A 25816-nucleotide genomic window follows, 5' to 3' on the forward strand; every position below is an offset into this window, starting at 1 on the left:
ATCGGTGCACACCGTCAGTGACTACCTGGCGATCCGTCCGGCAGACGCCCGAGCGCAGTGGCGCTCGATCCTCGCCCGTACCCCCGTCACAAGCGGCCGGCAGGTACCGTTCACGCCCGTCGAGACGCTCGCGTGCCTCGCGGCGAGCCTCCTGGTCAACCACCGCCGATACGGTGGCTCGACCGCGCACAAGGCGGCCGAACCGGTACCCACGCTCGCGCGCCTGTTCCGTCGGCCGAACAGCAGCGTCCTGGCGAAGATGGCCAACCTCGACGGCAGTAGACGCAACGGGGCCAGGCACGAGCTCGAGGTGTCGGCGGAACTGCTAGGGACACCTGGCCGCCTCGCCGTCGTGTACCGGATCCTGCTCGTCGCCGCCCGTGACGTGGGCATGGGTCCCGAGGTTCTGCCCGACTTCCTCGACCTCGATTCAGAGGAAACCGAACTACTCCCGATGGGACAGGAGGAGCTCGCCACGGTCGACGTCGAGAACGCGGTGCGGTCATCATCACGAGATTGGCTCGACACGCGACTCGATCTCAATGACCGGATCACCGAGCGGCTACTGGTCGCGGCGGCTCGTGTGGGTCAGCATCGCTTCGCGAACGAGGTGTTACGCGCCCACGAACACCGCTGTGTGTTCTGCGGTCTCGCCGTCTCCACAGCGGGGCGACGGGCGACACGGATGCTAATCGCCAGCCACATCAAGCCCTGGCGGGTGAGCACCAACGCCGAGCGACTCGACCCACGCAACGGCCTCACCGCCTGCCCCACCCACGACGTCGCCTTCGACACCGGCCTTATCACCGTCAACGGCGGCCTACGCGTCCACGTCAAGCCCTCACTCAAGGCCGCCGCCGACACGGACCCCGCGACACGGGCGGCGTTCGGCCGACCACCACTGGCCGACCGTCTCCTCCTCCCACCCACGACCGCGCCTCCACGCGAGAGGTATCTGACCTGGCATCACCAGAACGTCTACGGCAGGAGCTCTGGCGAAGCCATCCTCGTAGGGGATTCCGCCGCCGGACGCCTACCGGCCCGCCACCGTGGTCCGATCACATAAACCGGCATACAATTATCTTGCGTGAGCCTTGTCACTGGACGCGAGTGCGGGACATCGTCATGTACCTCCCAGTCTCGAAAGGCATGGCAGCAGCTCGGACTGGGGCATAACCAATCTCGACCTAAGTTCTGTCGATGATCGCCTCGTCATCGCGGGAGCTATCGATGGTCGAGAACGTCACGAGCCGACGGTCCTCCCCGATCGCCGTGATGGGAGCGACGAGTCGAAACGCCAAGGTCACCTTGTCTGGCGGTAGCTCATCGCCAGGTTTACCGGGCACCGCTGCGGCGAGACGGTTCTTATGGCGGACGACTGTTGGGTACAACAGAATCGTACCGGTGCGAGCGCTTACAAGCGCGTTCGCCGTCTCGTCGCCAATCTCGGGGACACCTTTCTTAATGAGCTCAATCGGCATGCGGTGGGCGACCTCACTGATCGTGCTGTAGTAGTCCGCGTGCGGGCGACTACGCGCAAATACGCTGGTCGGCTCGTGGGCGAGGATTCGCCGCCGGTTCGTGTTACCAACCTGCTGCGGAAGGATCACGATCCAGCCGTCGATCTGGTCTGGTGTCAGGGAGCTAAGCCAGCGAAGATCCGGTGTGAGATAGTTCGGCACCGCTAGCCTGAGCGATCCCAGAGCCTTGAGGAGGACAGGGTGGCTAACGGAGCCGACGAACGCCCGATAGTCCCAATCCCCAGAGACACCGCGAAGGCGGACCTCCTCTCCGGCGGCGTGAAGGATGGGACCAAAGGCCTCGGTGTTGTGTCTTATGAGCGCCGGGTTGGAGGGGTAGCACCGTGGCTCGATCGGGGTTCCGGGTGAACGCCGTTCGGTCAGCACGGCGTTGTACATCTTGTTGGTGGCGGTTGGCTTCAACCAGGGGAGGTGTTGAGCGACCAGCGGCGGGATGCGCGCGGGTGTGACCTGGGGGCGTCCTCCTATTGGCATCGCGTAGCGGCGCAACTCTGCCCGGAACGACTCCTCATCGAGGCAACTCGCCTCAAATGCCTCATGCAGTGTCGGCGTGATGTATAGACGAACCAGGTCTCGGTAGCCGCCGCGAAAGCCAAACCATCGGCCCATCTGCATCAGGGTGTCCTGTTGTTTGGTCATTCGCCGGTAGTAGGAAACCGTCAGTCCTTCTACCGTGAAGCCACGGGAGAGCTTGTTACCTCCGACAAGAACCCGCCAGACGGGGCGTTTGTCGAAGTTCACCTCCTCCTTGGCGCGTTTGAGCGCGGGTTCGCTATTGACGACAAGCACGGGATCACCTGTCTCGCCGATTCGCTGGACAGCCCGCGCGAGGTATGGGGCGAGCTCCTCATATGTGTCCGGCGTAGGGAGGTCGGGTGCCACGGCACGGCTTACCGGCAGGAGATCACTCTCATAGAGAGCCCGCAGGCGACCGGCGCTGGCAGGCGAATAGTATCCGGCGGCCCGCCACAGGTCGCGCAGCACCGTGGCCTGTTCGCGATGGACGCTGCGCTTCATCGCCTCGTGGACGAGCATCGTGTGGTGCCGAAACCGGCCGACGCTGCGGTCTTCCCGGTATAGCTTAACCGCGCCCGCCAAAACGAAGGCGTCCAACGCCCTCGACAGCGTCGGATCGTCGTCATCGTCGTCCTCGGGAAGGCATCGGACGTGGGTCGCTACTCGCGATGCGGCGAAAGCGCGGTCAGTGTCAGCGTCGAAATCGTGGAAGTCCTTGGCGCCCATATAACCTGGTGGCTGGTCCAGCGCGATGATGAAGTCCTTGGGGAAAATGTCCTCGGCGTCGCTGGGGTCGATGAAGACGTTCGCGAACGGTGTCGCGGTGTAACCGACGTATTGGGCGCGGGGAAGAAGTGTAAGTAACTCCGCGATCAGACGGTTGATGCTAGTACGTTCTTTCTGGCCTTCTTCCCATTTTCGCGGGTTACTGGTGTTCGGCGATGCTTGGTCGGATTCATCATCAATGATGAGGGCGGGAATCTCACTAAGCCGCGCCGTTATTTTGCCTAGATCTTTGACCAGCTTCCGAAAGACCTGGCTGTTCTTTTTCATCACGACGAGTCGTGCCGGAGTCGGCATGAGATTGTATGGGTGGAAGTAAGGCTTGCTCCGGTCGCGCGGATCGAAGTCCAAGGCTGTGATCCCTTGGAGCAGGCTATGGTAGTCGACGTCGCGGGTCGTGAGTCGGATGATGTCTGGATGTCCCACCTCTGAAGGCTGGACTCCGTGGCGCAGGAACTTACCGGCCCGCCAATCCGGATCGTCGTGGTAGTCAAAGGACTCCGTGTCGTCCTCGCTGATGCCACGTAGGAGATTCTCACGACCGGCTAATTCCATGTCGAGGCGACGCTGTGTCTGAGCGCGAAGGAGATCGGTGCTTCCCGTCAGGACGATCACTAGTCGGTAGCCCGCGTCAATGGCCTTGGCGATCACTCCGGTGAAGTTGGCCGTTTTGCCGCTCTGGACGTAGCCCACCACGAGGCCCTTGGCCTGATGCCTCTCGGGTCGAGTCGGGTCAGCCAGGCGCTCGACCACGCTCGTCGTTGACGCCCCAAGGGCCGCGATGGCGTCGCCGTCGAAGCCTGGCTTCTCAGACAAGTAGCGGCTGTAGTGATGCCAGTAGAAGCCCTGACCGTCGCCGCTTCTTGCGGTGTACCACGGCTCCCACGGTCCGTCGATGACAGTGAAGGCGCTAGCGGCAATGGGAAACCTCTCGCCTAGGAGCAGCGCCGTCTTGTCATCAACCCGCAGCAACGAGAGGACTCGCTCGCGTCTCTTGGCCGTGTGTGGCGCCGTGCCGTCGATCCAGGGTGCGTCGTCGACGGTGTCCCACGTGGCCAGCCGTATCGCGAGCTCCCTCCGAAGCACGTCGTCTGGATCAGCCGCCGCGATGTAGGCCCGCAGCGACTCGTCGCTTGGGACGATCGGCGCGTCATCGGCGAGAAACGCAGCGGTGGTGTGCAAGGCACGAGGACCTTTGATTTCCATCGCGCGAAGCGCCTCACGATAAGCCGTCGCCAGCGGGTTACTCACGTTGTCACCTCCGCTGAGATGGCCTGGGCGAGGAGCGTCGGGGTCGGCGCGGCGGCGGGCTGGCCGGTCAGGTCGACGCGATAGCGAACGTCCGTCAAGCGTGTCAGGTCGACTCGGACGGCGTCGAGCATGTCGGGCGTGAGTCGGGGGAAGTTCTTGTCGACGGCGTACGCGATGGAGGGGAAACGTCGCCGCCACCGCGTGCGACACATGTCCGCGAACGGATCGGTCCAGCCAGCTTTACCCAACCGCCGATCGAGATCTTGACGCAGACCGGCCAGGGTGGCCTGCCGGCGGACGGCGGCGACCATGTCACCCAGTCGCCAACCATCATCAGGTCCGGCTTCGGTGAGCTGATGCGATGCAAGGAACAACGGTCGATGGCCGGTCTCTGTCAGCTGCGTGAGCGACTCAACCCAATGGATGCGCCGCTCTGCGGCGGTCGTCTTAACCTCGATGTCGAAGCCATCGATACCGAAGTCGTGCTCCTCGGCGTTCGGTCCCCGCCAGGCTGCGAGGGCCTTCTCGACCCCCACCAGGCGGCAGAACCCGATAAACAGGAGAAGCTCGCCGCAAAGTCCGAGTTCCCGCTCCCGCGTCAGTGCCTGTCCACGTTGCAGCAGTTGTTCCAAGACATGGAGAGTGTCAGACACTGCCGCGCTGAACCCCATCCGCTGCAGCTGAACCCGGTCGGCGATGGCGCACAGCACCGGGTAGGCGTCACCGAACAGCTGTGGGTTGGTTATGTGGATCTCAAGGTATCGCCCCTCGACACCATGCCCGGGCACGACACTGACATGCTCAAGTCGCACCTGTGGTAGGGCCTCGTAAAGACCCCGGGGGGCGCGCAGACCGATCATCGGCGCGCCCGGGTTGATCAATAGGGTCACCCGAGGTTCTCCGTCGACCGGATGCTCGATCATTACGCCGCTGCGCAGATACTGCTCAAAGCTAGCAGGGCTCAGGTGGCGGCCCTTCACTCCTTGTCACTCCGTGCCACTTCACATCGCGCCGCCGTGGTAAGGACCTCCTGCCACAGGGCAATGTTGTCCTTGTCCTTAGCGCCCAGGTACTCGCCCTGGAAGACGTCCTCGACTAGCAGATAGAGCAGCGCCTTGACCAACGGGGCGTCATTTAGTCCGCCACGCCGGCCACCAAGCACGGCACTCCGATACCGGTCATTGAGCCACAATGTACGTGCGACTCGGTCGATCGCGAACAGAGCCATGCCCTCGATACGGCGCCACCTGATATCGATGGGGCTCTCCCCTTCGATCAAGGGGACCTCATCGGCGATCGTTCCTCTGACGGCGGGCTCGAAGCCGCGACCGGGCGGGATCATCCGACGACGGTTGCGGCTGCGCTCCCGAGACTTCCGGTAGGCGGCCTCCGCGTCCCGCAGATAGTCGGTCATGGTCGTGCCATCCTCGGCGCGTGCCGCCTCCGCGAGGTGGGCGAACTCGGGGCCGACGATGACACGGGATTTCTCCGGGTTCATCCGAAACAGCCCGACGATCTCGTCGTCGATATCTATCGCGACCCTGGCGAGCTGCATACGTGGGTCCGGAACGGTCACGCCGTCCCAACCGCCAGCGTGCAGGAGCCGCTTTCGTCGATAAAAGTACAGGCCTTGCCGTTCCACGACACCGCCCGCGAGCTGAAACTGATGCACCTTCGAACGGCCCGGCCAAATGTGACAGTCGAAGTGGATCGGATACCCATCGGCAAACGCGGTCAGTCTCTTTGGATACGCGAGGTGGCCTGACTTGTGATATCCGAAGGGGTCGAGGGGAGTCGCGTCGAAACGGGGACCCGCCATCGCCTGGTCAGTGTCCTCTACATCGATCCCGATCCTGACCCGCCCCTCCATTAGAAGCCGATGCATGACAAGCCCGAGATGATTGAGGATCTTGGTCATTGTCGCCGTGAGGAACCCTTGCACGCGTGTCGGATCACCGGTGGCAGGAAAGCCGGTGACGTCATCCCAGCGGATCACCGTTCCCGTGCCGCTCGACTTGATGTTCCACCTGCGATCCAATTCCTCGGCGGCGAAGTCTTCAGGGACGACGTCGCATCGAAAATCCTTGCGATCCCCGATCCGCCACCGCCGCCCGACAATGGTGTCGGCGGTGCGTGAGAGTACGGTGAGGCTGCGAGCCTGGCTGAAGGAAGCTGCCTTCATGCCAAGGCCGAACTTCCCCAGGCTATCGGCGCCATACTCGGCCAGACCACCCACCGTCATCGCGGCATCCACACGGTCGGCGCGAATGCCGCGCCCGTTGTCGACGACGTATAGCCCGCATAACCTGCCACCCCGCTGCATAAATCTAATCAGAACGTCGCTGGCCTCGGCGTCGATCGAGTTGTCGACCAGGTCGGCCAACGCCGTCTCGATTGAGTGGTTGCGACCAAGGCCGTCGAGCGCGTGAGGGTCGGGCGGCAGGCTCACCGAGCCACTCGTCGGGACCTCCGCGCGCCAACGGGACACCTAGACCTCACTCCGACAAGGGCATGTCACCGCGCTTCCCGGCAAGGATGACGAGCAGGGCGGCGTCAGTCACTGAAAGTAGCTGTGCGCGACATGTTAGCGAACGGTCGCCGCAAGTGGACCGCCCAAACAGCCAGCCACGGTATCGGTCGCCGGCCCGCTCACTGCTGCTCGACCCCAACGCGGCCGGGTCGACGCCCCGCCACAGAGGCGACAAGCCGCCAGAGGGCCGAGGAACCGGACGGGCGCTGTCACCGCTCATCGCGGCGAAGCGCTGCCCTGCGCCTGGCCGCAGGGCGGGGTGTTGGCAGCCGGCCGCCGGGGTGCGGGTATCCGGGGTGCGGCGGCTGTCGACGTAGAGCCGGTAGTTGGCTGCCTCGGCGATGATCAGCGCCGGGTAATCGGGTCCCAGGCGTGGGTCCTGGGATGGGATGGGGCCGGTGATGGCGCCGCGGGCGGCGAGCAGGACGCCACTGTGCGCGTCGATGGTGAGAATGTCGCGACGCGGCACACCGGAGCGGTCGGTGTACGGGAGGATGAGGTCCATGCCGGGGCGCTGGCCGCGGTCGGTGACGCCGGCCTGCGCGAGGAGGCCGGGCTGCTGCGCGAGGAGCCGCAGGACTGCGGCCCGGACCGGACGGGTGGGCGCGTGGCGTTCGTAGAGCATCGCGACCCCGCCGACGATGTCCTGCGGACGGTCCTCCTCAGGGCGGCCCGCGATGAGCAGGTGGACGCGCAGCGCGTCGGGTTGTCTCGGCGGTGGCTGGTCGAACCGGTCCCCGGCCCGGCCAGCCCAGCTGCCGCTTCCCCCGTCGTCGGGGATGCAGCCGTGGGCGTCAAGGTGCACGCTGACCAGCCGGCCCTCGGCGCCGTCATCGGTGCGCCACAACTGGTCGACACGGACCCGTTCAGGCCACCCGGTGGGGCCGGGCGGACCGATGATCTGCTGGTACCAGGTGCGGCGCTCGACATACTGATAGGCGCCAAGGGTGGTGTCAGCGGGCGCGTCGCCGAGAGTGGCAGCCAGACGGGTCAGGACCGGTCCAGCCGGAACCGGCGGCGCGCTGCTCGGGGGCGACATCGGCGCCGGAGGGTCGGGGTTCACGTCGACGGACGGTCCGGCGCAGGCCGCGAGAAGAAGCGATACGGCGAGCAGCGTCGCGCCGGTGCGGGTTCGGGTCATCGCGTGGCCTGGGCCGTGTCGGTCGTCGGTTCCTCGTGTGGAGTCATGGTTCTTGCCTCGTCGTCGGGTATCCGGACTTGCTGGAGTGGGGTCGGTGCTGCGGAGCTGGCCGGGTCGTCTGACTAAGGCTGTGTGGCGGTGGTGCCGGGGAGAGAACCTGGAGGAGGTCGCGGAGGGCGTGGGAGACGGTGGGGTATCGAGGCACGGCTGGTGGTTGCGGCCGGGTGTCCGTCGACGGGTGGGTGATCCAGATCGGGGTCATGTCGGCGGCGAGGGCGCCTTCGACGTCGGCGTGCCAGCTGTCGCCGATGTGGAGGCACCGGCTCGGGTCGACGTTGATTGCTGGCTGCACGCGTGGAAGGGGCCGGGGTGGGGCTTGGCGAGGCCGCTGTCCGGGCCGCAGATGATGGCGGTGACGTATTCGGTGAGAGCCGCCTTGTTCAGCTTCTGTTGGATCGAGGCACAGGGGCCGTTGCTGCAGACCGCGACCGGGACCAGGTCGGTCAGTGCCCGTAGGAGAGCGCGTAGTTCCGCGTCCGGGGTGATCATGGCGAGTTGGGTGGTGACGCAGGTGTGCACCACCCGGTCCAGGTCGCTGGTGTCCAGCGTGACACCGACGCTGCGTAGAGCGGTCCACCAGACGCGGCGGCGACGGTCGTGCAGGCCGTGCGCGTCCACCGCGGCGGGATAGCGCCAGTGCGTGTCGAACGCCGCGTGGTAGGCGTCGATCAGGGTGTCGGGGTCGACGCGGGAGGTGAGGGTGGCCGCGAGTTGGGCTCCCGCCCGCACGCCGTGTGCCAGGCTGGTGCTGGTGTCGATGAGTGTGTCGTCCACGTCGAAGCTGACCGCCAGAGGCGGTCGTGGCGGGGTGCCGAGTCGTGCGCGTAGGTAGGTCTCCAGTACCGGCAGCGTGTCGGTGGGCTGGCTGACGGGGGCGTGGGTGGTCAGCATGTGAGGGAACCTGCCGTGTCCGTGCCGGCCGGTGGTGTGGGCTCCACGTTGCCGGGTGTGTTCGCAGCGGTGGGGGCGATGGGGGAGTGGAAGCGGGTTGACCAGGGTTGTCTGGTGGTGCCGAGGGCGTGTTCGGCCAGGCGGAGGAGTTGGATGTCCGAGGTGCCGGCGGGGGCGACGATGTGCAGGGCGTCGCGGAAGTAGCGTTCGATGGACGACTGGGTGGGGTGGAGGCCGTGCGCGGCGTGGATGTCCATGGCAGCACGGGCGGAGTCGATGGCGTGTTCGGCGTTGATCAGTTTGGCGTTGATGAGTTCGGCGTCGCAGGGTTGCCCGCTGTCGAGTAGGTGTACGGCGTGGTAGGCGGTCAGGCGGGCGGTCATCAGCCGGGACTGCATGGCGCCGATGCGTTGTCTGATGGTGGGTAGGTCGGCCAGGGGTTTGCCGTAGCGCTGTTGTTTGGTCGCGTAGGCGATGGTGGTGTCGAGGATGGCCTGGTGGATGCCGAGGGCGACGGCGGTGAGGTTGGGTCTGCCGTACAGGACGCTGGAGGAGTAGGCGACGTCGAGGCCGTCGCCTTCGGCGCCGAGCCGGTTCGTCGCGGGGATGCGGCAGTTGTCGAAGGTGATCTCGCCGAAGCTGAAGCCGTGCAGGCCCATGCTCGGCTGGTGTGAGGTGAGGTGCACGCCGGGCCGGTCGGCCTCGACGAGGAAGGCGGTCAGCCCGCGGGTGCCGGGGTCGGTGCGGGCCACGACGCCGTGCACGTCGGCGATGTGGCTGTTGCCGACGAAGGTCTTCCGGCCGGTGAGCAGGTAGCCGTCCCCGTCGCGTACGGCGGTGGTGGTCATGCCCAGGACATGGCTGCCGGAGCCGGGTTCGGTGACGGCGATGGTGGGCAGGCAGTCGCCGGCGGCGATGGCGGGCAGCCAGGTCCGTTTCTGCGTGTCGCTGCCGAAGTGGATGATCTTCGCGGTGCCGAGTTGGGACGCCTGGAGCATGGCGCCCATGGCCGCCGAGACCCGGGACAGCTCTTCGATGATGAGTGTCTTGGCGAGGTGGCCGAGTCCGAGGCCTCCGTAGGCGGGGTCGATCGTGACGCCGAGCCACCCTTGGCGGGCGATGTGTCGGGAGAGGTCGTGCGCCACGGTCCGGTTCGCCTCCAGTTCCGGGACGCGGGGTCGGACCTCGGCCTCGGTGAAGGCCCGGACGGTGTCGCGTAGCCGGGTGTGGCGGGGGGTGAGGTGGTAGCCGTCGACCATCTGCCGCTCTCCTGGGGAGTCGCCACGGTGCTGTCCATCGGTGGTGTGTCGCCGGGCAAGGCATGGGATGCCGCCCGGGCTGTCGCTGAGGGTGGGTTCGCCCGACGTACCGGCGGTGCCCACCGGTGTCTGCGGGTATGGCGGAGGACTGGGCGGGAGGGCCCGCGCCCGGTCACCTGCCAGGTTGCCGCTGCTGGATGCGGGTGGCCAGGTCGGCCGCCCAGGTCTTGATGGTGGTCAGCCCCTCCTGGCCCCAGCGGCGCGGTTCGGGGCCGACGACGCAGACGGTGCCCAGGGTGACGCCGGTGTCGTCGATCAGGGGGGCGCCCATGTAGGTGCGGATGCCGAGCTGGTCGACGACGGGGTTGCCGGCGAAGCGTGGGTAGGCGCAGACGTCGTCGAGGACCAGCGCGCGTCGCCGGTGGACGACGTGTGGGCAGAATCCCTGGTCCCGGGACATCCACCGGCCGGGCTCCCGGGTGCCGGCCGGTGTCGTCACGCCTGGTGGGGTGGTGCTGCCGGTGTAGAGGCCGGCGAAGAACTGGCCGCCGTCGTCGAGGAAGTTGACCATCGCCCAGGGCGTGCCGGTGGTGGCGGCGAGGTCGCGGGCGAAGTCGTCGAACTCCCGCTCCGGCCGGCCGAGGCCGAGGGCGCGGAGGCGGTGGAGTCGTTGTGGCGCCTGCGGGTCGGGTGGGGTGAGGGGTGCGGGTACGAAACCGTCGTGGGTCATGTCGGGCTGCCTGCCGGGGTGAGGTGAGGGCTGGTGGATGTCGGGGTGAGCAGGGTGCGTACCAACGTCGCCAGGACGGCGGTCGCGGACCGGGGGTGGCGGGCGTCGCAGGTCACGACCGGCACGTCGGGTCGTAGGCCCAGGGCGGTACGAACCTCTGCGGGGTCGTGGCGGTAGGCGCCGTCGAATTCGTTGACGGCGATCAGGAACCGGGTGCGGCGGGATTCGAAGAAGTCCACGGCGGCGAAGCAGTCCGGCAGGCGGCGGGTGTCGACCAGGACCACCGCGCCGAGCGCGCCGTGGCTCAGCTCGTCCCACAGGAACCAGAACCGGTCCTGTCCGGGTGTGCCGAACAGGTACAGCACGGTGTCGGGGTCGATGGTGATGCGGCCGAAGTCCAGGGCCACCGTGGTGGTCGTCTTCGTCTGTACCCCGGTGAGGTCGTCGGTGCCGACGCTGGCGGCGGTGATCAGCTCCTCGGTGCACAGCGGCGGGATCTCGCTGGTGGCGGTGATGAAGGTGGTCTTCCCGGCGCCGAACCCACCCGCGATGAGGATCTTGAACGCGTGTGGGGTGTGGTCAGAGTCGTTGTTGCAGGCCGGCAAGGAGCCTCTCCAGGATCGATCGGTCGGTCGGGTCGGCGACCGGGTGGGGTGGGCGGGTGCGGACCGCGCCGACGGCCACCAGGTCTGCCAGCACCACCTTCGTGACCGCCGCCGGTAGCCTCATCCGGGCGGCGATCTCCGCGACGGTGGTCGCCGCGCCGCACAGCCGCAGCGCCACGTCGTGGTCGGGTTCCAGCCGGGCCCGGGGTCGTACGCCAGTGGCGACGACCCACGACAGCAGGTCCATCGCCGTGGTGGGTCGGGTCCGTCCCGCGCTGACGGTGTAGGGGCGCACCAGGCGTCCCGCCGCGTCGTCGACCCACGTCTCCTGGTGCGCGCCGGACATCACGGGGCGGCGGGGGCGGGGAGGCCGACGTCGCGGACGGGTGTCGCCAGGTACGGGCGGACGCTCTTGACCATCTGGGACATCTCGTAGCCGAGGACACCGGCGTCGGCCTGCCGGTCGGCCAGGACCGCCAGCACGGCGCCGTCGCCGGCGGCGGTGACGAACAGCAGTGTCTCGTCGAGTTCGGCCACGACCTGCCGTACGCCGCCGCCCGTGTCGAACCTGTCCCCCACGCTGCGGGCGAGGGAGAACAGCCCGGAGGCGATCGCCGCAAGGTGGTCGGCGGCGTCATCGGCGAGGCCGTGGGCGGCCCGGGGCAGCCCGTCGGAGGACAGCAGCAGGGCGCTGCGGGTGTGCGGCACCCGTCGCACCAGGCCTTCCAGTAGCCAGGCCAGTTCCGGGGATGACGGCTTCGTGGTGGTCACAGACAGGCTCCTTGTCACACAGGTCGGTGGTTGACGCCCGCACCCGCCGCGGGTGGTCCGGAGGAGGCGGCGCCGTGGAGGAAGTCGGCCATGAGGGTCGGGTTGTGGGCGCCCGATGGTTGGTTCGCCGACGTCGGGCGGGCCTGCCGCAGCGGGGCCGCCAGATGTGCCTGGCGGGTGCGGCGCGGCAGCGCGGGCCGTGTCTCGCCGGCCTGCCTGGGTGTGTCGTCGCGGGTCGCCGGTGGCACATGGCGGTGCCGGCTGGGTGTCCCCGCCGGCGGCGGCGCCGACGGGGAATGACGCGGACCGGTAGACGCGGTGGGGACCCCTGTCGACGAGGGAAACGCGGCCGCGGGTGGTGGTTCGCCCCGTGCGGGTGCGCGGGCCGTGTCCACGGCCGGTGGCGGAGTGGTCTGCCGGTCGCCGAGCAGGGCCGTCGGGAGGATCACCACCGCCTGCGTCCCGCCGTACACGTTGTTCTGGATCTTGGTGGTGATGCCGTGCCGGCGGGCCAGCGCCGAGACCACCCACGCTCCGATGCGGCCGTCGCGGAGCAGGTCGCCGACCTCGACCCGGTGGGGATCGGCCAGCAGGGTGTTCACCCGGTCCTGTTCCAGGTGGGTCATGCCCAGGCCGCGGTCGTCGACCTCGACCGCGACGCCGACGGCTACCCGCCGGGCGCGTACGGTCACCTCGGTGTGTGGGGGCGCGAACGTGGTCGCGTTCTCGATCAGCTCGGCCAGCAGGTGCACCACGTCGGCGCCGGCGTGACCGCGCAGGGTTCCCTCGACCGGCGGCACCACCCGCACCCGCGCGTACTGCTCCACTTCGGCGATGGCCGAGCGCAGCACTTCCACCAGCGGCAGCGGCCGGCTCCACTGCCGCCGTGGCACCGCCCCGCCGACCACGGCGAGGTTCTCCGCGTAGCGGCGGATGCGGGTGGCGAGGTGGTCGACCTGGAACAGGCCCTTGAGCAGGTCGGGGTCCTCGACCTGCGCTTCCAGGACGTCCAGCAGTTGAATCTCGCGGTGCACGAGGCCCTGCAGCCGGCGGGCCAAGCCGACGTACACCTCCCGTTGTCCTGCGGGCGGCTGGCCGTCGGCAGGTGAGGCGGTCATCATCAGGCGGGTGAGTCGATGAACGTAGACGGCTCCGCCGGCGGTGGCCGTCGTGCTGGTCACTGCCGCTGCTCCCAGCGCCAACCAGGACATTGTTGGAATGGGACCCGGTGACAGGGCGAGCGCCCAGGCGGCCGTCCCTAGGACCAGCGCCGCCACCGCGGCGGCCAGTGCCACACACACCCACGCCAGGCGAGCGGGTGAACCAGCCCCGGGCGGGCCTGCGGCCGACGCGTCGAGTCGCACTCTGCCTCCGTGAGTCAGGAATTGAGGTGTGTCAGCGGTCCCGCCACCGGTGGGAACCCGGCCGTCGCTGTCCAGGCCGCGCCTGGCTGGGGTTCGTGGCGTAGGTGATGCTCGGTCCCGCTGCGGTCAGTCTCGATCGGCCTGGGGGTGTCGACCACCGTCGACGTGAGAAATCAACGCTGGCCTCTGGCGCGCCTGGCCGTGCGAGGACCAGCGACCACGCCTACCACCTCGCTCTTCCGCTACCCCGGCCGCCACTTTCAGTGGGGGCGCGGTGCTGCCGATCGGGGTCGTCGGCCACGAGGGGCGGCGGGACGTGTAGGCCCGTGTCGGATATCAGCGTCGAGGGTGGTCGACGCGAGCGGATGCCGGATTACTGGAGGAGGAAGTCCCGTGAGGCAGGAGGGATGTTTCGACGGCTCCTGCGAGCGGCCCGGCGCTGGGGGGACCCATGAGCAAACCGCTGGTCATCGACACCCACGCCAGCTCCTGCTACTTCCGCACATCGGTCGATGACGGCGAGCGCAAGGCGTTGGTGCAGATCACGCAGCGGTGCAACCTGCACTGCGCCCACTGCTTCGTGTCCTCTACCCAGGTCGGCGCTGATATCGCCGTCGACGACATGGTCGAGGTCGTGCTGCCCCGGTTGCGGCGGGCCCGGGTGACCCGGTTGACGTTGACCGGCGGCGAGCCGTTCGCGCACCCGCACCTGCTGCAGATCTGCGCCGCGGCGGCGCGGATGGACCTCCCCGTCAAGATCTGCACGAACGCCACCCTGACCAGCGACGAACAGATCAGCGCTCTCGCCGAGCTGGGTAACGTGCGGGTCAATGTCAGCTTCGACGGGTTCCGGCCCGCCTCGCACGGAAGGTTCCGGGGCAACCGCGACTCCTTCGCCGTCACCCGGGAGACCACGCGGCGGTTCGCCGATGCGGGCCTGCTGCATGGGATCCTGTCGACGCCGAACGTGCTCACCCGCCCGCAGGAGTTCGCCGAGCTGTGCGCGTTCGCCGCCGACTTGGGCGCGGCGTACGTGCTGATGAACCCCCTGTCGAGCTTCGGGCGGGGCGTGAAGTCCCACGGGCGGCTCGCCGCCCCGGAACAGACGATGCGGGCCATCGCCGCCGCCACCGCGCCCCTGGCCGACCGCGTCGAGCTGGTGCCGATCCGGTTCCCCAACGACACCCGGCCGTTGTCCGGCTGCGACGCCGGCACCCTGATCTACGTCTTCGCCAACGGCGCCACCGCCGTCTGCCCCTACCTCGTCTTCGCCGCCCGCACACCCCAGTCCCCGCACGCCGACCGCGAGTTCCTGATCGGCAACATCCTCGACGGGGAGATCGCCGACGCCCTCGACCGGTACCGCTTCCACGACCGCTACCAGGTCGGCGCCAACACGACCTGCGGAGCGTGCGCGGTGAACGACTCCTGCGGCAAGGGATGCCCCGCCGCGGTGATCGCCGACGGGCAGCGCATCGGCGCACCCGACACCGCGCAGTGCCCGCCCGAGGCGATCCGCCTCCCGCTGATCCCGATCACACCCACCGCATCCTGATGCCATGTTCGTCGTGATCGAGGGACCCAACGGCGTCGGCAAGACCACCGTCGCGGGACTGCTGGCCGAGCGGCTACACCACCACACCGCGCAGCCCGTGCACCTGACGACCGAACCCACCCGGACACCCCTGGGGAACCTGCTGCGTGAGGCCGAGGCCATCCTCCACGGCCGGGCACTCGCGCTCGCGCTCGCCGCCGACCGCACCACCCACATCGAGGACGAGATCATCCCCGCGCTCGACGCCGGCACCATCGTCGTCAGCGACCGGTACGTCCAGTCATCGCTGGTGCTGCAGCGCCTCGACGCGGTCGACCTGGGCGAGATCTGGAGCTACAACCGGTACGTCCTGCCGCCCGCCATCTCCCTGTACCTGGTCGACGACCCGCAGGTCATCGCCACCCGCCTCGCCGCGCGCCGCCAGCTGACCCGGCTGGAGGCCACCGGCACACCCGAACGCGAGCTGCGGCTCTACCGGGAGGCGTTCGACTTCCTCAACGGCCACCTGTGGCACCAGGCGTGGATCGACTGCCGCCGCCGCGACCCGGACCACGTCGTGGACGCCATCCTCGACACGCTGGCCCCGTTGCTCGCCCGCCGCCCTAGGGCGTGAAGACTCGACGCCGTGTTATCGATCCTGACGCTGAACATCCAGGCGACCTCCCGTCGGCGCGCCGACGCGCTGCTCGCCTGGCTCACCGGCCGCCCGGAACAGATCCTCCTGCTGACCGAGACCAGCAGCGGCGACGGCACCGCCCACCTGCTCGACTGCTTCCGCCGCGCCGGCTGCCAGGTGCACCACCCGCCCCTGCCCGGCGACCGCGGCACCGCCATGATCAGCCGAGTTCCGCTGACCGTCCGCCCCGACATCACCGCCGCACTGAGCATCCCCGGCCGGGCCGTCGCCGCCACCGTCCACACCGACCCGCCGGTCACCGTCCTCGGCGTGTACGTGCCGTCCAGCGACCGCGCCCCGGCCAAGGTCGAACGCAAGCGGGCCTTCGTCACCACCCTCGTCACGGCGATCGGTGGCCTGACCGCCAGCGAACGGGCGCACCTGGTGCTCGGCGGGGACTACAACGTCATCCCCCGCGACCACCAGCCCCCCTATCCGGGGGTGTGGCTGCCGTTCGAGTACGAGCTGTTCGACGCGCTGACCGCCGCCGAGCTCACCGACGCCCACCAGCACCTCGCCCCCGCCGTGCAGCCACACAGTTGGTTCGGCCGGTCCGGCAACGGCTACCGCTTCGACTACCTCCACGTCGGCACCGCGTTACGCGATCGACTACACGGCGGCAGCTACCTGCAGGAACCCCGCGAGCAGCGCCTCACCGACCACGCCGCCGTCAGCCTCGACCTGGACCTGGCGACCCCCACGCTCGACACACGCCCAGTGCCGTCGACGGCCGCGCCGGCGACCCTGTTCTAGCCGTGTCGCGGACGGCACGACGTGGTGGCGGCCGCGCAGCCCACGGTGAGGTGCAGGTCGAGGCCCCTCTGATCTTCGACGCTGCCAGGTCAGCCTGACGTGACCTGGGCGGTGGTCGGAGCGCTCCACCGTACTGTGGCACCCTCGCCCGGTGGATGCGGTGAAGAAGCGCTACTTGGTGTGCCATGACTACGGGATGGGTGGCCTGTGGTGGTGGGTGTGGGCCGCTTCTGCCGAGGAGATCGTGGACAACGTCGCCGAGGTCGAGGTGATCACCGACGAGGCGAGCATTCACCAGATGGGCCCCTACGCGGAGGAGGAGCTGCACCTGGACGCGCTGTCGGGGACTTCCCTGGCGGACCTGTGGGAGCAGCGTTGCGCGCACCGGTCGCTGCCCGGGTACGGGGTGCTTGCCGGGCGGGAGCGGGTGTACCTGCGCGACGACGAGGAGGGGGCCGTTTTCCTCGTGGAGGTCGGTCCCGACGGGCGTCGCCTGCGGGAGGTGGAGGTGTCCCCCGAGGGCGTGTTCCGCCTGGCCGAGGACCTGCTCAACCCACCGCGGGACCTCCGCGACCCCCGATACGTTGGGATGGAGATCAGCCGTGACGAGTTCGAAGCGGCGTGGGAGCGGTCCGTGCCCTACCCGCAGGACGAGGAGTAGGCCCCCGACAGGACCCGACCGACTCTGCCCTGGTCACCTCCCGGCCGGGCGGACGCTCCCCTCAGGACGATGCCGGCCGGACGATCAGAGCGAGTGCCCGGCAGCGTTGGCGTGGTGTTCGGCAGTAGAGGCACTGCTTCGGGCTGGCAGGGGGCGTCTGCCTGCGTCTTCGGAATGCAACCTAGATCCCGGTCCGCGCGGCGCGGATCAGCGAGTCGTAGGTGTCGGTGGCCCGTTCCAGGGACACGCCCAACGTGAGGGCGAACCGGTCGAGTTCGGCCTGGATCCGCTCACCCTCCTCACCGTGGCTGACGATCCGCTCGATCTCCAGGAACGCCCCGATGCCGTCCACCTGGTCGACACACAACGACATCAGCCCGAGCGTCGCCGTGCGGCGGGCCTTGCGGATACGCACCGTCGGGTAGAAGCCCATCTGCCGGATCGCGGCGTCCATCTGCGCTCGGTCCGCCACCTCGGTCTCATGCTCGACACACGACAACTCGTTGGCCATGGGCGTCTTGACCGTCAGCAGATGACGTCCCCGCTCGGTACGTAGGCGGGCGAACGGCATCCCGATCTTCGACTGGCCGTACTCCCACCCGACCCGCGCGTATGCCTGATCGTCCTGGACGACCGGGGCCGACAGGACAACACCACGCACAGCGAGGGCCGCTTCCACCGCGGCGAGATCACCGATCCGGTACTTGACCTCCACCTCGTACGTGGATGGCGCAGTCATACCTGTCGTCTGGATCGTGTTCATGCCCGTCACGTCGTCGCACCCTACGACCCGACCGGCCGCATCGGTGTCTCGACGCGCCCGCAACCGCGCGAGAGGTCGTCGGACCCGGAGCCATCCTTTGCCCAGCGACGACAGCGGAACGAGGGAGCCGCGACGCTGGATGATCCACACCCTGGCACACCGCCGGGTCGTCCCCAGCGTCAGCGCATCCTCCTCAGCCCAATCGTCTCCTCTCGCAAGCATCACCGCACACGGCCACGCAGAGATGTTCTGTGTGTGCGCCACCCGTCCGCGAGCTCTACGCGGCGTCTGCCCGGTTCCGTCGAGGGACGAGCCTGATCGTGGCCTGCGCGGTCGTCCTCTTCAGTTCCGCGAGCACGGAGGTGTAGATGTCCGCGGTCATCTTGTAGGACGAGTGGCCGAGGGTGTCCTGGATCTCCTTGATGCTGGCCCCGGCGGCGAGCATCAGGGTCGCGGCGATGTGCCTGAGGTCGTGGAACCGCACGGGTGGCAGGCCGCTGCGTTGGACGAGCCGGTCGAAGCGGCCGGTGACGGTCTCCGGGTGCCAGGGTTGGCCGTCGCGTTGCCGGACGAAGAAGATGCCGCTGTCGGCCCAGGCGTCGCCGGCGGCGAGCTTCCACGCCGCCCTGCGGGCGAGGTACCGGCGCAGGCTGGTGACGGTCTCGTCGCCGAGGTCGACGACCCGGTCGCCGGCTGCCGACTTCACTTCCTTCTCGATCACCTGGTAGCCGACGCTGGTGCGCTGGCCGGTGATGGTGATCGCGGCGGCCTGCAGGTCGACGTCGTAGTCGTGCAAGCCGCACAGCTCACCCCTGCGCGGGCCGCGGTGGATCGCCACGTCGAACAGGGCGTACAGCTCGGGGTCCTCGGCCTCGGCGAAGTCGAGGAACCGGCCGGCCTGGGCGGGCGTCCAGACCATGACCGGACTGGGACGCAGTCGGGTGTGACGCCACCGGTTGACCGCCGCGTCGGTCCACAGCCGGGGCCTCGGCGGCCTACCGGACGCGAGCTCGACGGACTCGGCGGGATTGTGGTCGACCAATTTATGGTGGTACAGGCGGCGGGCGTCGTTGAGGGCCTTGCGCAGGGTCGCGAGGATCCGTTGCTGGCTGGCGGCACCGACCGTGCGGACTCCCTTGACGGCGTCGCGGATCTCCTTCACGGGGCTGGCTTTCGCGGCGCGGATCTCGTCGTTGCGGGCTTCGATCGTCGCGAACACCGACTCGATGTGCGCGGCGGTCAGTTCCTGCAGCGCGACCTGCCCCAGGTGGGGCGTCCAGTACCTGGTGATGTGGTCGTGGTAGCTGCGGCGGGTCGCGGGCGCGAGCCTGACCCGGTTGGTGATCCACTCGGCGAGGTACTCACCGAGGGTGAGCCGGGTGTCGGCGGGCACGTCGGCGCGGATGCGGCGGGCGACGTGGTCGCGATCGGGCAGCGGCTGCTGGGGTTTGCACGCCTGCAGCAGGTCGGCGATGCGCCGACGCTGGATCTCGTCGCGGCCGGCGAGGTCGAGCAGCGCGCGGGCGTGGTCACGTTCGGTGGCGGCGGCCTCGCGGGTGTCGAATCCGGTGCGACGCAACTGCCGTCGGCCGTTGCCGGCGTCGAGGGGGAGTTCAAGCTGGTAGCGCCAGGTGCCGTGGTGGGGGTTCCAGCCGTTGCCGCGGCGGAGCTTGGGGCACTGGGCGCCGAGGCGTCTGCCGTCCTGTCGGCAACCGCAGCGTTTGGTGATGGATCCGTCTGCCATGACGAGTTCACTCCTCGCCGACGCCCGCTGACGGGCATCGGATTGTCGGGGTTCCGTGGGTGGTGATCACCGCTCGTCGCGGCCGGGTGATCAAGTCGCGGGCGGGGGCAGGGGCGGGGGCGGGGGGTCGCTGGGAACGCCGAGGGCGGTCAGGATCGCGGGAACGGACACGCGGTAGCGGGATCCGACCCGCAACACCGGCACCGGTAGCCGGTCGCGGCGCGCCAGCTCGTAGACGCTGCTGCGGGACATGCCGAAAATCTCGCCGACGGTCCCGACGTCGGTGACCGCTCCGAGCGCCCGGATGCGTTCGATGGTCCATACCTGCGGGTGCTCTGCGGCAGTGCTAGCCGTGCTGTCCAAGGGATTTGGTCCTTCTCTGGCAGAGAGTGTGATGTTCCCCGGGTTCGGTGGAGTCAGGTTGGTTGACTCGTCAGGCTCGTCATTCGTTGAGGAGAGACGTGCCGAGGAGATACCCACCCGAGTTTCGTCGTAAGGTCCTCGATCTACTCAAGGCTGGCCGATCGGTAGCGGAGCTGGTCCGTGACTTGGACATCAGTGATCAGACGATCTACAACTGGCGCCGCCAGGAGCTGATCGACACCGGTCAGATGCCAGGCGTGAGCTCCGCTGACCAGGCGGAGCTGGTCGCCGCTCGGCGGCGTATCGCCGAGCTGGAGACCGAGTTGGCCGTGCATCGCCGTGCGACCGAACTGCTCAAGGAGGTGGTGCCCCCAAAAGGCCGGTACGCGGTCATCCACCGGATGGCCGCTGAGGGGTTGCCTGTCGAGGTCTGCTGCCGTGTGCTCGAGGTCTCGGCTTCCGGGTACTACGCCTGGCGCAACCGGCCACCGTCGCAGCGGGCGCTGCGGCACGCGTGGCTGACCGAACAGATCCGTGCGGTGCATCTGGCCTCCAGGGGAACCTACGGTTCCCGCCGCGTGCATGCCGAACTACGGCTGGGCCGTGGACTCGTCGTGGGCTATCACGCGGTCGAGATGCTGATGCGCCGCGCCGGCATCCGCGGGCTGCCCGGTAGCCGGAGGCCGCGGCCCAAGCACCAGACCCCAACCGCGGCGGACTTGGTCAACCGCGACTTCACCCGATCGTCGCCGAACCAGTTGTGGGTCACCGACATCACCGAACACCCGACCCGGGAGGGCAAGGTCTACTGCGCAGTCGTGCTGGACACCTTCTCCCGAAAAGTCGTCGGCTGGTCCATCGACGCCACCCAGACCGCCACCCTGGTGACCAACGCCCTGAGCATGGCCATCAGCAACCGCCAACCTACCGGCACCGTGATCCACTCGGACCACGGAGTCCAGTTCACCTCATGGGCCTTCACCCGCCGGGTCCAGGAAGCCGGCCTGGCACCGTCGATGGGATCCATCGGCGACTGCTACGACAACGGCATGATCGAGTCGTTCTGGGGCCGAATGCAGACCGAACTGCTCAACCGCCGCCGCTGGCGCACCCGCATCGAACTAGCCAATGCGATCTTCGAGTACCTAGAGATCTTCCACAACCGGCAACGCCGCCACAGCTCACTGGGCATGCTCACCCCGAACGAGTATGAGAGGCTCCACCCGATCGCCCTATCCGTCGCCTGACGCCAACCAACACGGCTCCGAGAAACCCGGGGAACATCAGTGCCGCTATTGGTGAAGCGGCCGACTGGCGGCTATGTGGGCTGCTCGTCTGAGGGGAGACTCGTGCGGTGAGTTCAGGTGTTCCCCGTGTGGTCAAGGCGGTCGACACGTCAGAGTTGATCCGGCTCGACGCGGAGGCGATCGAGTGCGGGTTGAACCGCAATCACGGTGTCGGATGGCTGATGGAGTTCGCCGATCCCGGGGCGGTGCATTTTCTGCGGCCGGTGCTGGTGCACAGGGCCCCACACCGCCCGGAAGTCTCGCCGCATTGGCGGTGCATGCTGTTGCTGACGATGCGAGACGGCCAGCAGATCTTTTCCCTGCTGGATGTCCTGCCCGCCTCGTTCGAGAACCTGCCAGAGACACTGGACGCGGCCGCGCAGAGTGAAGTCATCCGCCGGCTGGAGTCGGGGGGCCTGCTGACCCAGGCGCAGTGGCCGGGGCCTGGGCCTGGCCGGGTCCTGGTAGGCGATGACGTGTCGTTGGGCCGACGTTCTTGACGGGTGATCTCTGCGGCGCCGGGCGCCCCGGTATCCGATGGCGGCGAGGTCGAAGCGACCCTGGCCGGCGTCGAGGCGGCAACCTGCACCGCTGTCGGAGGGTGGGATAAGGCCCCGGGAGGTTGGGCGAGGAGTGGTGAGCGCTATTGGTCGGGGCATGGCGGTTGGTAGGGCACGCCGGGAACGTAGGTCGCCCATTCGGTCGGGGTGATGGCGTTGCCTACGGTGGCGCAGAGCTGTTCGGGGATCACACTCAGGTTGGTGTTCCAGACCCAGACGGTGTTGCCGGTGCCTCCGCCGCTGAGGGTGTTGCCGTCGCGGTGGTAGGAGACGGTGTAGATGCCGCCGCCGGGGGTTGGCAGCACCGCGAACAGGGCGGGCCTGCTGCGGTCCTTGAGGTCCCACAGCCAGGTTCCGGCGTTGGTGACAGCAGCGGCCAGGGAAGTTCCCTCTGTGTTGAAGGCCAGCGTGTACACGTAGTTGGTGGGCCCGGTCAGTGGTACGCCGACCGGTGAGGGCTGTTCGGGATGACTGATGTCGTACAGGCTGATGGAGCTGTCGGCGCTGCCTACCGCCAGGGTTCGGCGGTCGGGGCTGAACGCGACGGTGTAGACGTAGTGGCCCGCGGTCAGCGGCTCGCCGAGTGGAACTGGCGAGTCAGGTCGGCTGGTGTCCCAGAGGCGCACCGATCGGTCAATGCTTCCGCCGGCGAGCAGGCTGCCGTCGTGGTTGAACGCGACGCTCGATACGTAGTTCCCGAAGCCGGGCAGCGTGGCCAGGGGTGTCGGTGTCGTCGGGTGGGTAATGTCCCAGAGGCGGATGGTGTGGTCACGGCTGCCGGTGGCGAGGGTTCGTCCGTTGGGGCTGATGGCGACGGCTTCCACCAGTTGGTCGTGTGCTTGGAGTGCGGGACCGTGGCGCGCTGGTCGGGTGGGGTCGGAGATGTCCCACAGCTGGACCGTGCCGGAGCGGGCGGAGACGGCCAATGTGTTGTTGTCGGGGGTGAAGGCGAGCGCGCCGGAGAAGCCGTCGGGGTTGGGCAGGGCGGGGCCGGCGGGTGTGGGTCGGTCGGGGTGTTCGACGTTCCACACTTGGGTTGAGGTGCTGCCGACGGCGAGGGTCCTGCCGTCGGGGCTGAACAGGGTCGCGCTGACCACGCCTGGTGTGGCGAGCACTGGGCCGGGTAGCGGCCAGAGTCGGGCCGTACCGTCGTTGGAGCTGGTGACTATGGCGCTGCCGTCGGGGCTGAACTGCAGGGCGGTCACTGGTGCGGGGTGGGGCAGTGTGGCGGTGATCCGTTGAGTGGCCAGGTCGTGGATCTGCACCCCGATGGCCGGGTCGGAGCTGCCGACGGCGAGCAGGGTGCTGTCTGGGTGGAACGCGACGGCGTTGACGAAGCTCTTCGGCCCGGTCAGCGCAGGCCCGAGGGGCGTCGGACGCGCGGGTTTGCTGACGTTCCAGAGGTGGGTGGTGAAGTCTCTGCTTCCGGCGGCCAGTGTTCGCCCGTCGGGACTGAAGGTGACCTGGCCAACCTCGGTGGAGGGCCCGGCGGGCCGGCTGAGCCGGTGGGGTCGTTGTGGGCGTGTGATGTCCCAGAGACGGATCGTTCCGTCGATGTCGCCGACGGCCAGGATGTGGCCGGAGGGGTGGAAGGTCAGCGATTTCGCGCCCGAGGGCGAGGACAGGCCGACACCGATCGGGGTGGGGTGGTGGCGGTCGGTGGTGTCGTACAGGCGGGTTGTCCCGTCAGCGCTGGCCGCGGCCAGCAGTCGCCCGTCTGGGCGGTAGGCCACCGAGTAGACGGTGTTCCCGGCGTCGGCCAGTGGCGGTAACCGGACCGGGCTGGCCGGGGTGGTCATGTCCCAGCGGTGCAGCCGGTGGTCGCCGCTACCGACGGCCAGGGTGCGGCCGTCCGGGCTGAAGGTGACCGAGTAACCGGGACTGGTGAGGCCGGTGAGCGGGTCTCCCAGGGGCACGAGTCGGGGGCCGCTGGCCACGTCCCAGAGTCGGATGGTGGTGTCGACGGCTGCGGCGAGCAGTCGCCCGTCCGGGCTGAACGCGACGGCGTACATGGTCTGGTTCTTGCCAGTGAGCATTCTGATCGCTGGTTGGGTAGCCGTTGAGCCGATCAGGCTCGACCGGGCCTCGGTGGTTGGCGCGATCCGGTAGGCGGCCAGGGCCAGTTGCCGAGAGAGTGAGACGTCCTTGTCGCGAAGCTGGTCGGCTCGAGCTGCGACCAGGCGGGAGCGAGCCTCGTCCCGTTGGTGGGCGACTTGTTGGTGCAGGGTCTGCGCCTCGCCCGTACGGCGGACCGCGATCACGCCGGTGAGGGTGCTGACAAGGGTGAGGACTGTCAGTGCCGCGACGGTCTGGTAGAGCCGGCGGAGTTGGCGGCGGGCGTGCCGGGTGCTGGCTCGCACGAACCGTGCCGGTAGGGCTGGCGGCGCCGGGTGCCCGGCCAGCCACTGTTGGCCCGCGATCAGTCGGCTACCGCGTAGAAGCAGGGCCGGATCTCGGCTCTCAGTGATCCAGGTTTCCGCTGCGTCGGTGACCTGCTGGCCGATGAGCAGGGCGGCTCGGTCGGTGGTGAGCCAGCCGCGCAGTTGGGGCCAGGCGGTCAGTAGCGCCTCGTGGCTGATCTCGACGGTGTCGTCGTCGACGGTCAGCAAGCGCCTGTCTACGAAGCGGTCGATCACCTCGTCGATGTCGTCGCTCGTCGTGCCCGTGGGGGCGCCCTGCAGGAGGTAGGTGCGGCGGAGCCGTCGGCGGGTGTCGGCGGCGCCCTGGCCGAGGTGCACGAGGCGGAGGAACAGTGTTCGGGCGAGTTCCTGGTGGCGTGGGTGCAGGGTGGTGTAGACGGCGTTGGCGGTCGTGGCGACCGCGCCGTCGATACCACCTGTCGCGCGGTAACGCTCGGTGGTGAGTTGGCCCGAGCCGGCCTCCCAGGTCGCCAGTAGGGCGTGCGACAGCAGCGGCAGCGCACCGGGATCGTGGGCCGCCGTCAGATGGCCGGATCGGGGCGCGATCTCTTTCAGGAGCAGGTCGACGAGGCCGTCTTCGACGTCGACGCCGGCTCTGCGGGCCGGTTCGGTGATCGCCTTGCGGAGTTCGGCGGCGGTCATCGGCCCGACGGTGAACTGGTGTTCCTGGGCGACTCCCGCCAGGCTCGGGATGCGGAGCAGGTCGGTGTAGAAGTCGGCCCGCAGTCCCAGCACGACGACGGGGCCCGGCCGTATGGTCGGTTTCGTTGCTGTGGGTGGCTCGGTGGGCCGCTGCGTCGCGGTGACGAGAGCCGCGACGAAGGCGTCCGCTTCCGTGGGGTCGACCTCCGGTGCGAACACCTCCTCGAACTGGTCGACGACGATCACCGGAGCGGCCGCTGGGTTCTGGTCGGAGAGTTGTTCCTGCCATGCCCGCAACGGACGGGACCCGGGCGTCAGGACGGCGGTGTCGATCAGTGGGCTGTTGTCGTTGTGCTCGCGGATCGCCGCGAGCAGCCCGGCTCGGAGCAGGGACGATTTCCCGATCCCGGATGCTCCGGTGACCAGCAGGATGCCGCCGCCGGCCTGCCGTAGGGTGCGCACCCGCTCGACGAGCCGGGTGGTCAGCTGCTCCCGGCCGAAGAACCAGCCGGCGTGCTCGGTGTCGAACCGGTTCAATCCGCGGTACGGCTCTTGGGTGGCGCGGGACGTCCGGGCCCGGCGGACCCGCCGTAGCGCGGCCAACCATCGTGCGACGTCGTCGTCGGTGGCCGCGCAGGCACGGAGCACTTGCTCGAAGAGGGCGTGGGAGGACGGCTGGGGCAGGCCGCGTCCGGCGAACCAGTCGCTGATCGTCCCGTGCCGTCGCGACTGCCGGGGGATGGCGGCCACGACGTCGCGTACCGAGAGGCCGGCTCGCTCCCGCAGGTGGGTCAGTTCCCGGGCGAAGTCCTGGCGGGTGCGGATCTGATCGGTAACGGGCGGGGACGGTTCGGTCACCGAGACCTCCCTGCTCAGACACGTCGCCGGTCGGCCACAGGTCCGGCGGTCGGCACCAGACCTGAGCTGAGCAGGGTGTACGGCCTCGTACGG

The 25816-nt window shown here is 68.5% G+C and carries 23 protein-coding genes; 7 read left to right on the forward strand and 16 right to left on the reverse strand.

Going from position 1 to position 25816, the window contains the following annotated elements; all coding sequences use genetic code 11:
* Nucleotides 1–4: 4 nt before the first annotated feature.
* Nucleotides 5–1066 carry an HNH endonuclease gene (locus tag FJK98_RS31675; protein WP_145922281.1) on the forward strand — a complete coding sequence of 354 codons (1062 nt, stop codon included), beginning with the start codon at nucleotides 5–7 and terminating at the stop codon, nucleotides 1064–1066.
* A gap of 121 nt (nucleotides 1067–1187) precedes the next feature.
* Here FJK98_RS31675 and FJK98_RS31680 read toward each other — a convergent pair whose 3' ends face one another.
* From FJK98_RS31680 to FJK98_RS31730, 12 genes are all read right to left on the reverse strand, one after another.
* Nucleotides 1188–4091: a Z1 domain-containing protein gene (locus FJK98_RS31680; RefSeq protein WP_205789307.1), complete on the reverse strand. Its 2904-nt coding sequence runs from the start codon at nucleotides 4089–4091 to the stop codon at nucleotides 1188–1190.
* The gene (locus FJK98_RS31685) at nucleotides 4088–5071 is read right to left on the reverse strand and encodes a PD-(D/E)XK motif protein (protein ID WP_145922282.1); all 984 of its coding nucleotides are present in this window, start codon (nucleotides 5069–5071) and stop codon (nucleotides 4088–4090) included. The genes FJK98_RS31680 and FJK98_RS31685 overlap by 4 nt, the downstream gene beginning before the upstream one ends.
* Complete coding sequence (locus tag FJK98_RS31690; protein WP_240762465.1) at nucleotides 5068–6540, reverse strand: ATP-binding protein; 1473 nt, start codon at nucleotides 6538–6540, stop codon at nucleotides 5068–5070. Before FJK98_RS31690 ends, FJK98_RS31685 begins: the two co-directional genes overlap by 4 nt.
* 46 nt (nucleotides 6541–6586) lie before the next feature.
* On the reverse strand, nucleotides 6587–7762 hold the full coding sequence (locus FJK98_RS31695) for a hypothetical protein (protein WP_145922284.1): 1176 nt from the start codon (nucleotides 7760–7762) through the stop codon (nucleotides 6587–6589).
* Between the two features lie 43 nt (nucleotides 7763–7805).
* Complete coding sequence (locus FJK98_RS34915; RefSeq protein ID WP_370516956.1) at nucleotides 7806–8114, reverse strand: HAD family hydrolase; 309 nt, start codon at nucleotides 8112–8114, stop codon at nucleotides 7806–7808.
* Nucleotides 8021–8713, reverse strand: a complete 693-nt coding sequence (locus tag FJK98_RS34460) for an HAD family hydrolase (protein ID WP_240762467.1) — start codon at nucleotides 8711–8713, stop codon at nucleotides 8021–8023. The genes FJK98_RS34915 and FJK98_RS34460 overlap by 94 nt, the downstream gene beginning before the upstream one ends.
* The gene (locus tag FJK98_RS31705) at nucleotides 8707–9972 is read right to left on the reverse strand and encodes an acyl-CoA dehydrogenase family protein (RefSeq protein ID WP_145922285.1); all 1266 of its coding nucleotides are present in this window, start codon (nucleotides 9970–9972) and stop codon (nucleotides 8707–8709) included. The genes FJK98_RS34460 and FJK98_RS31705 overlap by 7 nt, the downstream gene beginning before the upstream one ends.
* Nucleotides 9973–10144: 172 nt before the next feature.
* Nucleotides 10145–10702, reverse strand: a complete 558-nt coding sequence (locus FJK98_RS31710) for a GAF domain-containing protein (protein ID WP_145922286.1) — start codon at nucleotides 10700–10702, stop codon at nucleotides 10145–10147.
* On the reverse strand, nucleotides 10699–11307 hold the full coding sequence (locus FJK98_RS31715; protein ID WP_145922287.1) for an ATP/GTP-binding protein: 609 nt from the start codon (nucleotides 11305–11307) through the stop codon (nucleotides 10699–10701). Before FJK98_RS31715 ends, FJK98_RS31710 begins: the two co-directional genes overlap by 4 nt.
* Nucleotides 11282–11653 (reverse strand): DUF742 domain-containing protein, encoded by a 372-nt coding sequence (locus FJK98_RS31720; RefSeq protein ID WP_145922288.1) that lies wholly within the window; start codon nucleotides 11651–11653, stop codon nucleotides 11282–11284. Before FJK98_RS31720 ends, FJK98_RS31715 begins: the two co-directional genes overlap by 26 nt.
* Nucleotides 11653–12078, reverse strand: a complete 426-nt coding sequence (locus FJK98_RS31725) for a roadblock/LC7 domain-containing protein (protein ID WP_205789308.1) — start codon at nucleotides 12076–12078, stop codon at nucleotides 11653–11655. Before FJK98_RS31725 ends, FJK98_RS31720 begins: the two co-directional genes overlap by 1 nt.
* Nucleotides 12079–12092: 14 nt before the next feature.
* Entirely contained in the window at nucleotides 12093–13199 is a 1107-nt protein-coding gene (locus FJK98_RS31730; RefSeq protein ID WP_370517101.1) for an ATP-binding protein, read from the reverse strand.
* A 694-nt stretch (nucleotides 13200–13893) separates the two neighbouring features.
* On the opposite strand from FJK98_RS31730, the gene FJK98_RS34465 reads away from it, so the two are divergent.
* The 4 genes from FJK98_RS34465 to FJK98_RS31750 all read left to right on the forward strand — a co-directional run bounded on the left by FJK98_RS34465 (nucleotide 13894) and on the right by FJK98_RS31750 (nucleotide 17087).
* A complete protein-coding gene (locus FJK98_RS34465) occupies nucleotides 13894–14997 on the forward strand; it encodes a radical SAM protein (RefSeq protein WP_145922290.1) in 1104 nt (367 codons plus the stop codon).
* A gap of 4 nt (nucleotides 14998–15001) precedes the next feature.
* Complete coding sequence (gene tmk / locus FJK98_RS31740) at nucleotides 15002–15610, forward strand: dTMP kinase (RefSeq protein ID WP_145922291.1); 609 nt, start codon at nucleotides 15002–15004, stop codon at nucleotides 15608–15610.
* Nucleotides 15611–15622: 12 nt separating this feature from the next.
* A complete protein-coding gene (locus FJK98_RS31745; protein WP_145922292.1) occupies nucleotides 15623–16426 on the forward strand; it encodes an endonuclease/exonuclease/phosphatase family protein in 804 nt (267 codons plus the stop codon).
* A 160-nt stretch (nucleotides 16427–16586) separates the two neighbouring features.
* On the forward strand, nucleotides 16587–17087 hold the full coding sequence (locus FJK98_RS31750) for a hypothetical protein (RefSeq protein WP_240762471.1): 501 nt from the start codon (nucleotides 16587–16589) through the stop codon (nucleotides 17085–17087).
* Between the two features lie 181 nt (nucleotides 17088–17268).
* On the opposite strand, the gene cyaB is transcribed toward FJK98_RS31750, so the two are convergent.
* The 3 genes from cyaB to FJK98_RS31765 all read right to left on the reverse strand — a co-directional run bounded on the left by cyaB (nucleotide 17269) and on the right by FJK98_RS31765 (nucleotide 19957).
* On the reverse strand, nucleotides 17269–17826 hold the full coding sequence (cyaB, locus tag FJK98_RS31755; protein ID WP_145922293.1) for a class IV adenylate cyclase: 558 nt from the start codon (nucleotides 17824–17826) through the stop codon (nucleotides 17269–17271).
* A gap of 301 nt (nucleotides 17827–18127) precedes the next feature.
* A complete protein-coding gene (locus tag FJK98_RS31760) occupies nucleotides 18128–19594 on the reverse strand; it encodes a tyrosine-type recombinase/integrase (protein ID WP_145922294.1) in 1467 nt (488 codons plus the stop codon).
* 90 nt (nucleotides 19595–19684) lie between these two features.
* Nucleotides 19685–19957: a helix-turn-helix domain-containing protein gene (locus tag FJK98_RS31765; protein WP_145922295.1), complete on the reverse strand. Its 273-nt coding sequence runs from the start codon at nucleotides 19955–19957 to the stop codon at nucleotides 19685–19687.
* A gap of 98 nt (nucleotides 19958–20055) precedes the next feature.
* Between FJK98_RS31765 and FJK98_RS31770 the strand changes: the two genes are divergently transcribed.
* Nucleotides 20056–21204 carry an IS3 family transposase gene (locus tag FJK98_RS31770; protein WP_145919019.1) on the forward strand — a complete coding sequence of 383 codons (1149 nt, stop codon included), beginning with the start codon at nucleotides 20056–20058 and terminating at the stop codon, nucleotides 21202–21204.
* Between the two features lie 128 nt (nucleotides 21205–21332).
* Nucleotides 21333–21743 carry a hypothetical protein gene (locus FJK98_RS31775; RefSeq protein ID WP_240762473.1) on the forward strand — a complete coding sequence of 137 codons (411 nt, stop codon included), beginning with the start codon at nucleotides 21333–21335 and terminating at the stop codon, nucleotides 21741–21743.
* Nucleotides 21744–21886: 143 nt separating this feature from the next.
* On the opposite strand, the gene FJK98_RS31780 is transcribed toward FJK98_RS31775, so the two are convergent.
* Nucleotides 21887–25723 carry an AAA family ATPase gene (locus FJK98_RS31780; protein ID WP_168222592.1) on the reverse strand — a complete coding sequence of 1279 codons (3837 nt, stop codon included), beginning with the start codon at nucleotides 25721–25723 and terminating at the stop codon, nucleotides 21887–21889.
* Between the last annotated feature and the right edge of the window lie 93 nt (nucleotides 25724–25816).

Origin of the sequence: Micromonospora sp. HM134 (assembly GCF_007833915.1) — a bacterium.
Classification (GTDB): Bacteria; Actinomycetota; Actinomycetes; order Mycobacteriales; family Micromonosporaceae; genus Micromonospora; species Micromonospora wenchangensis.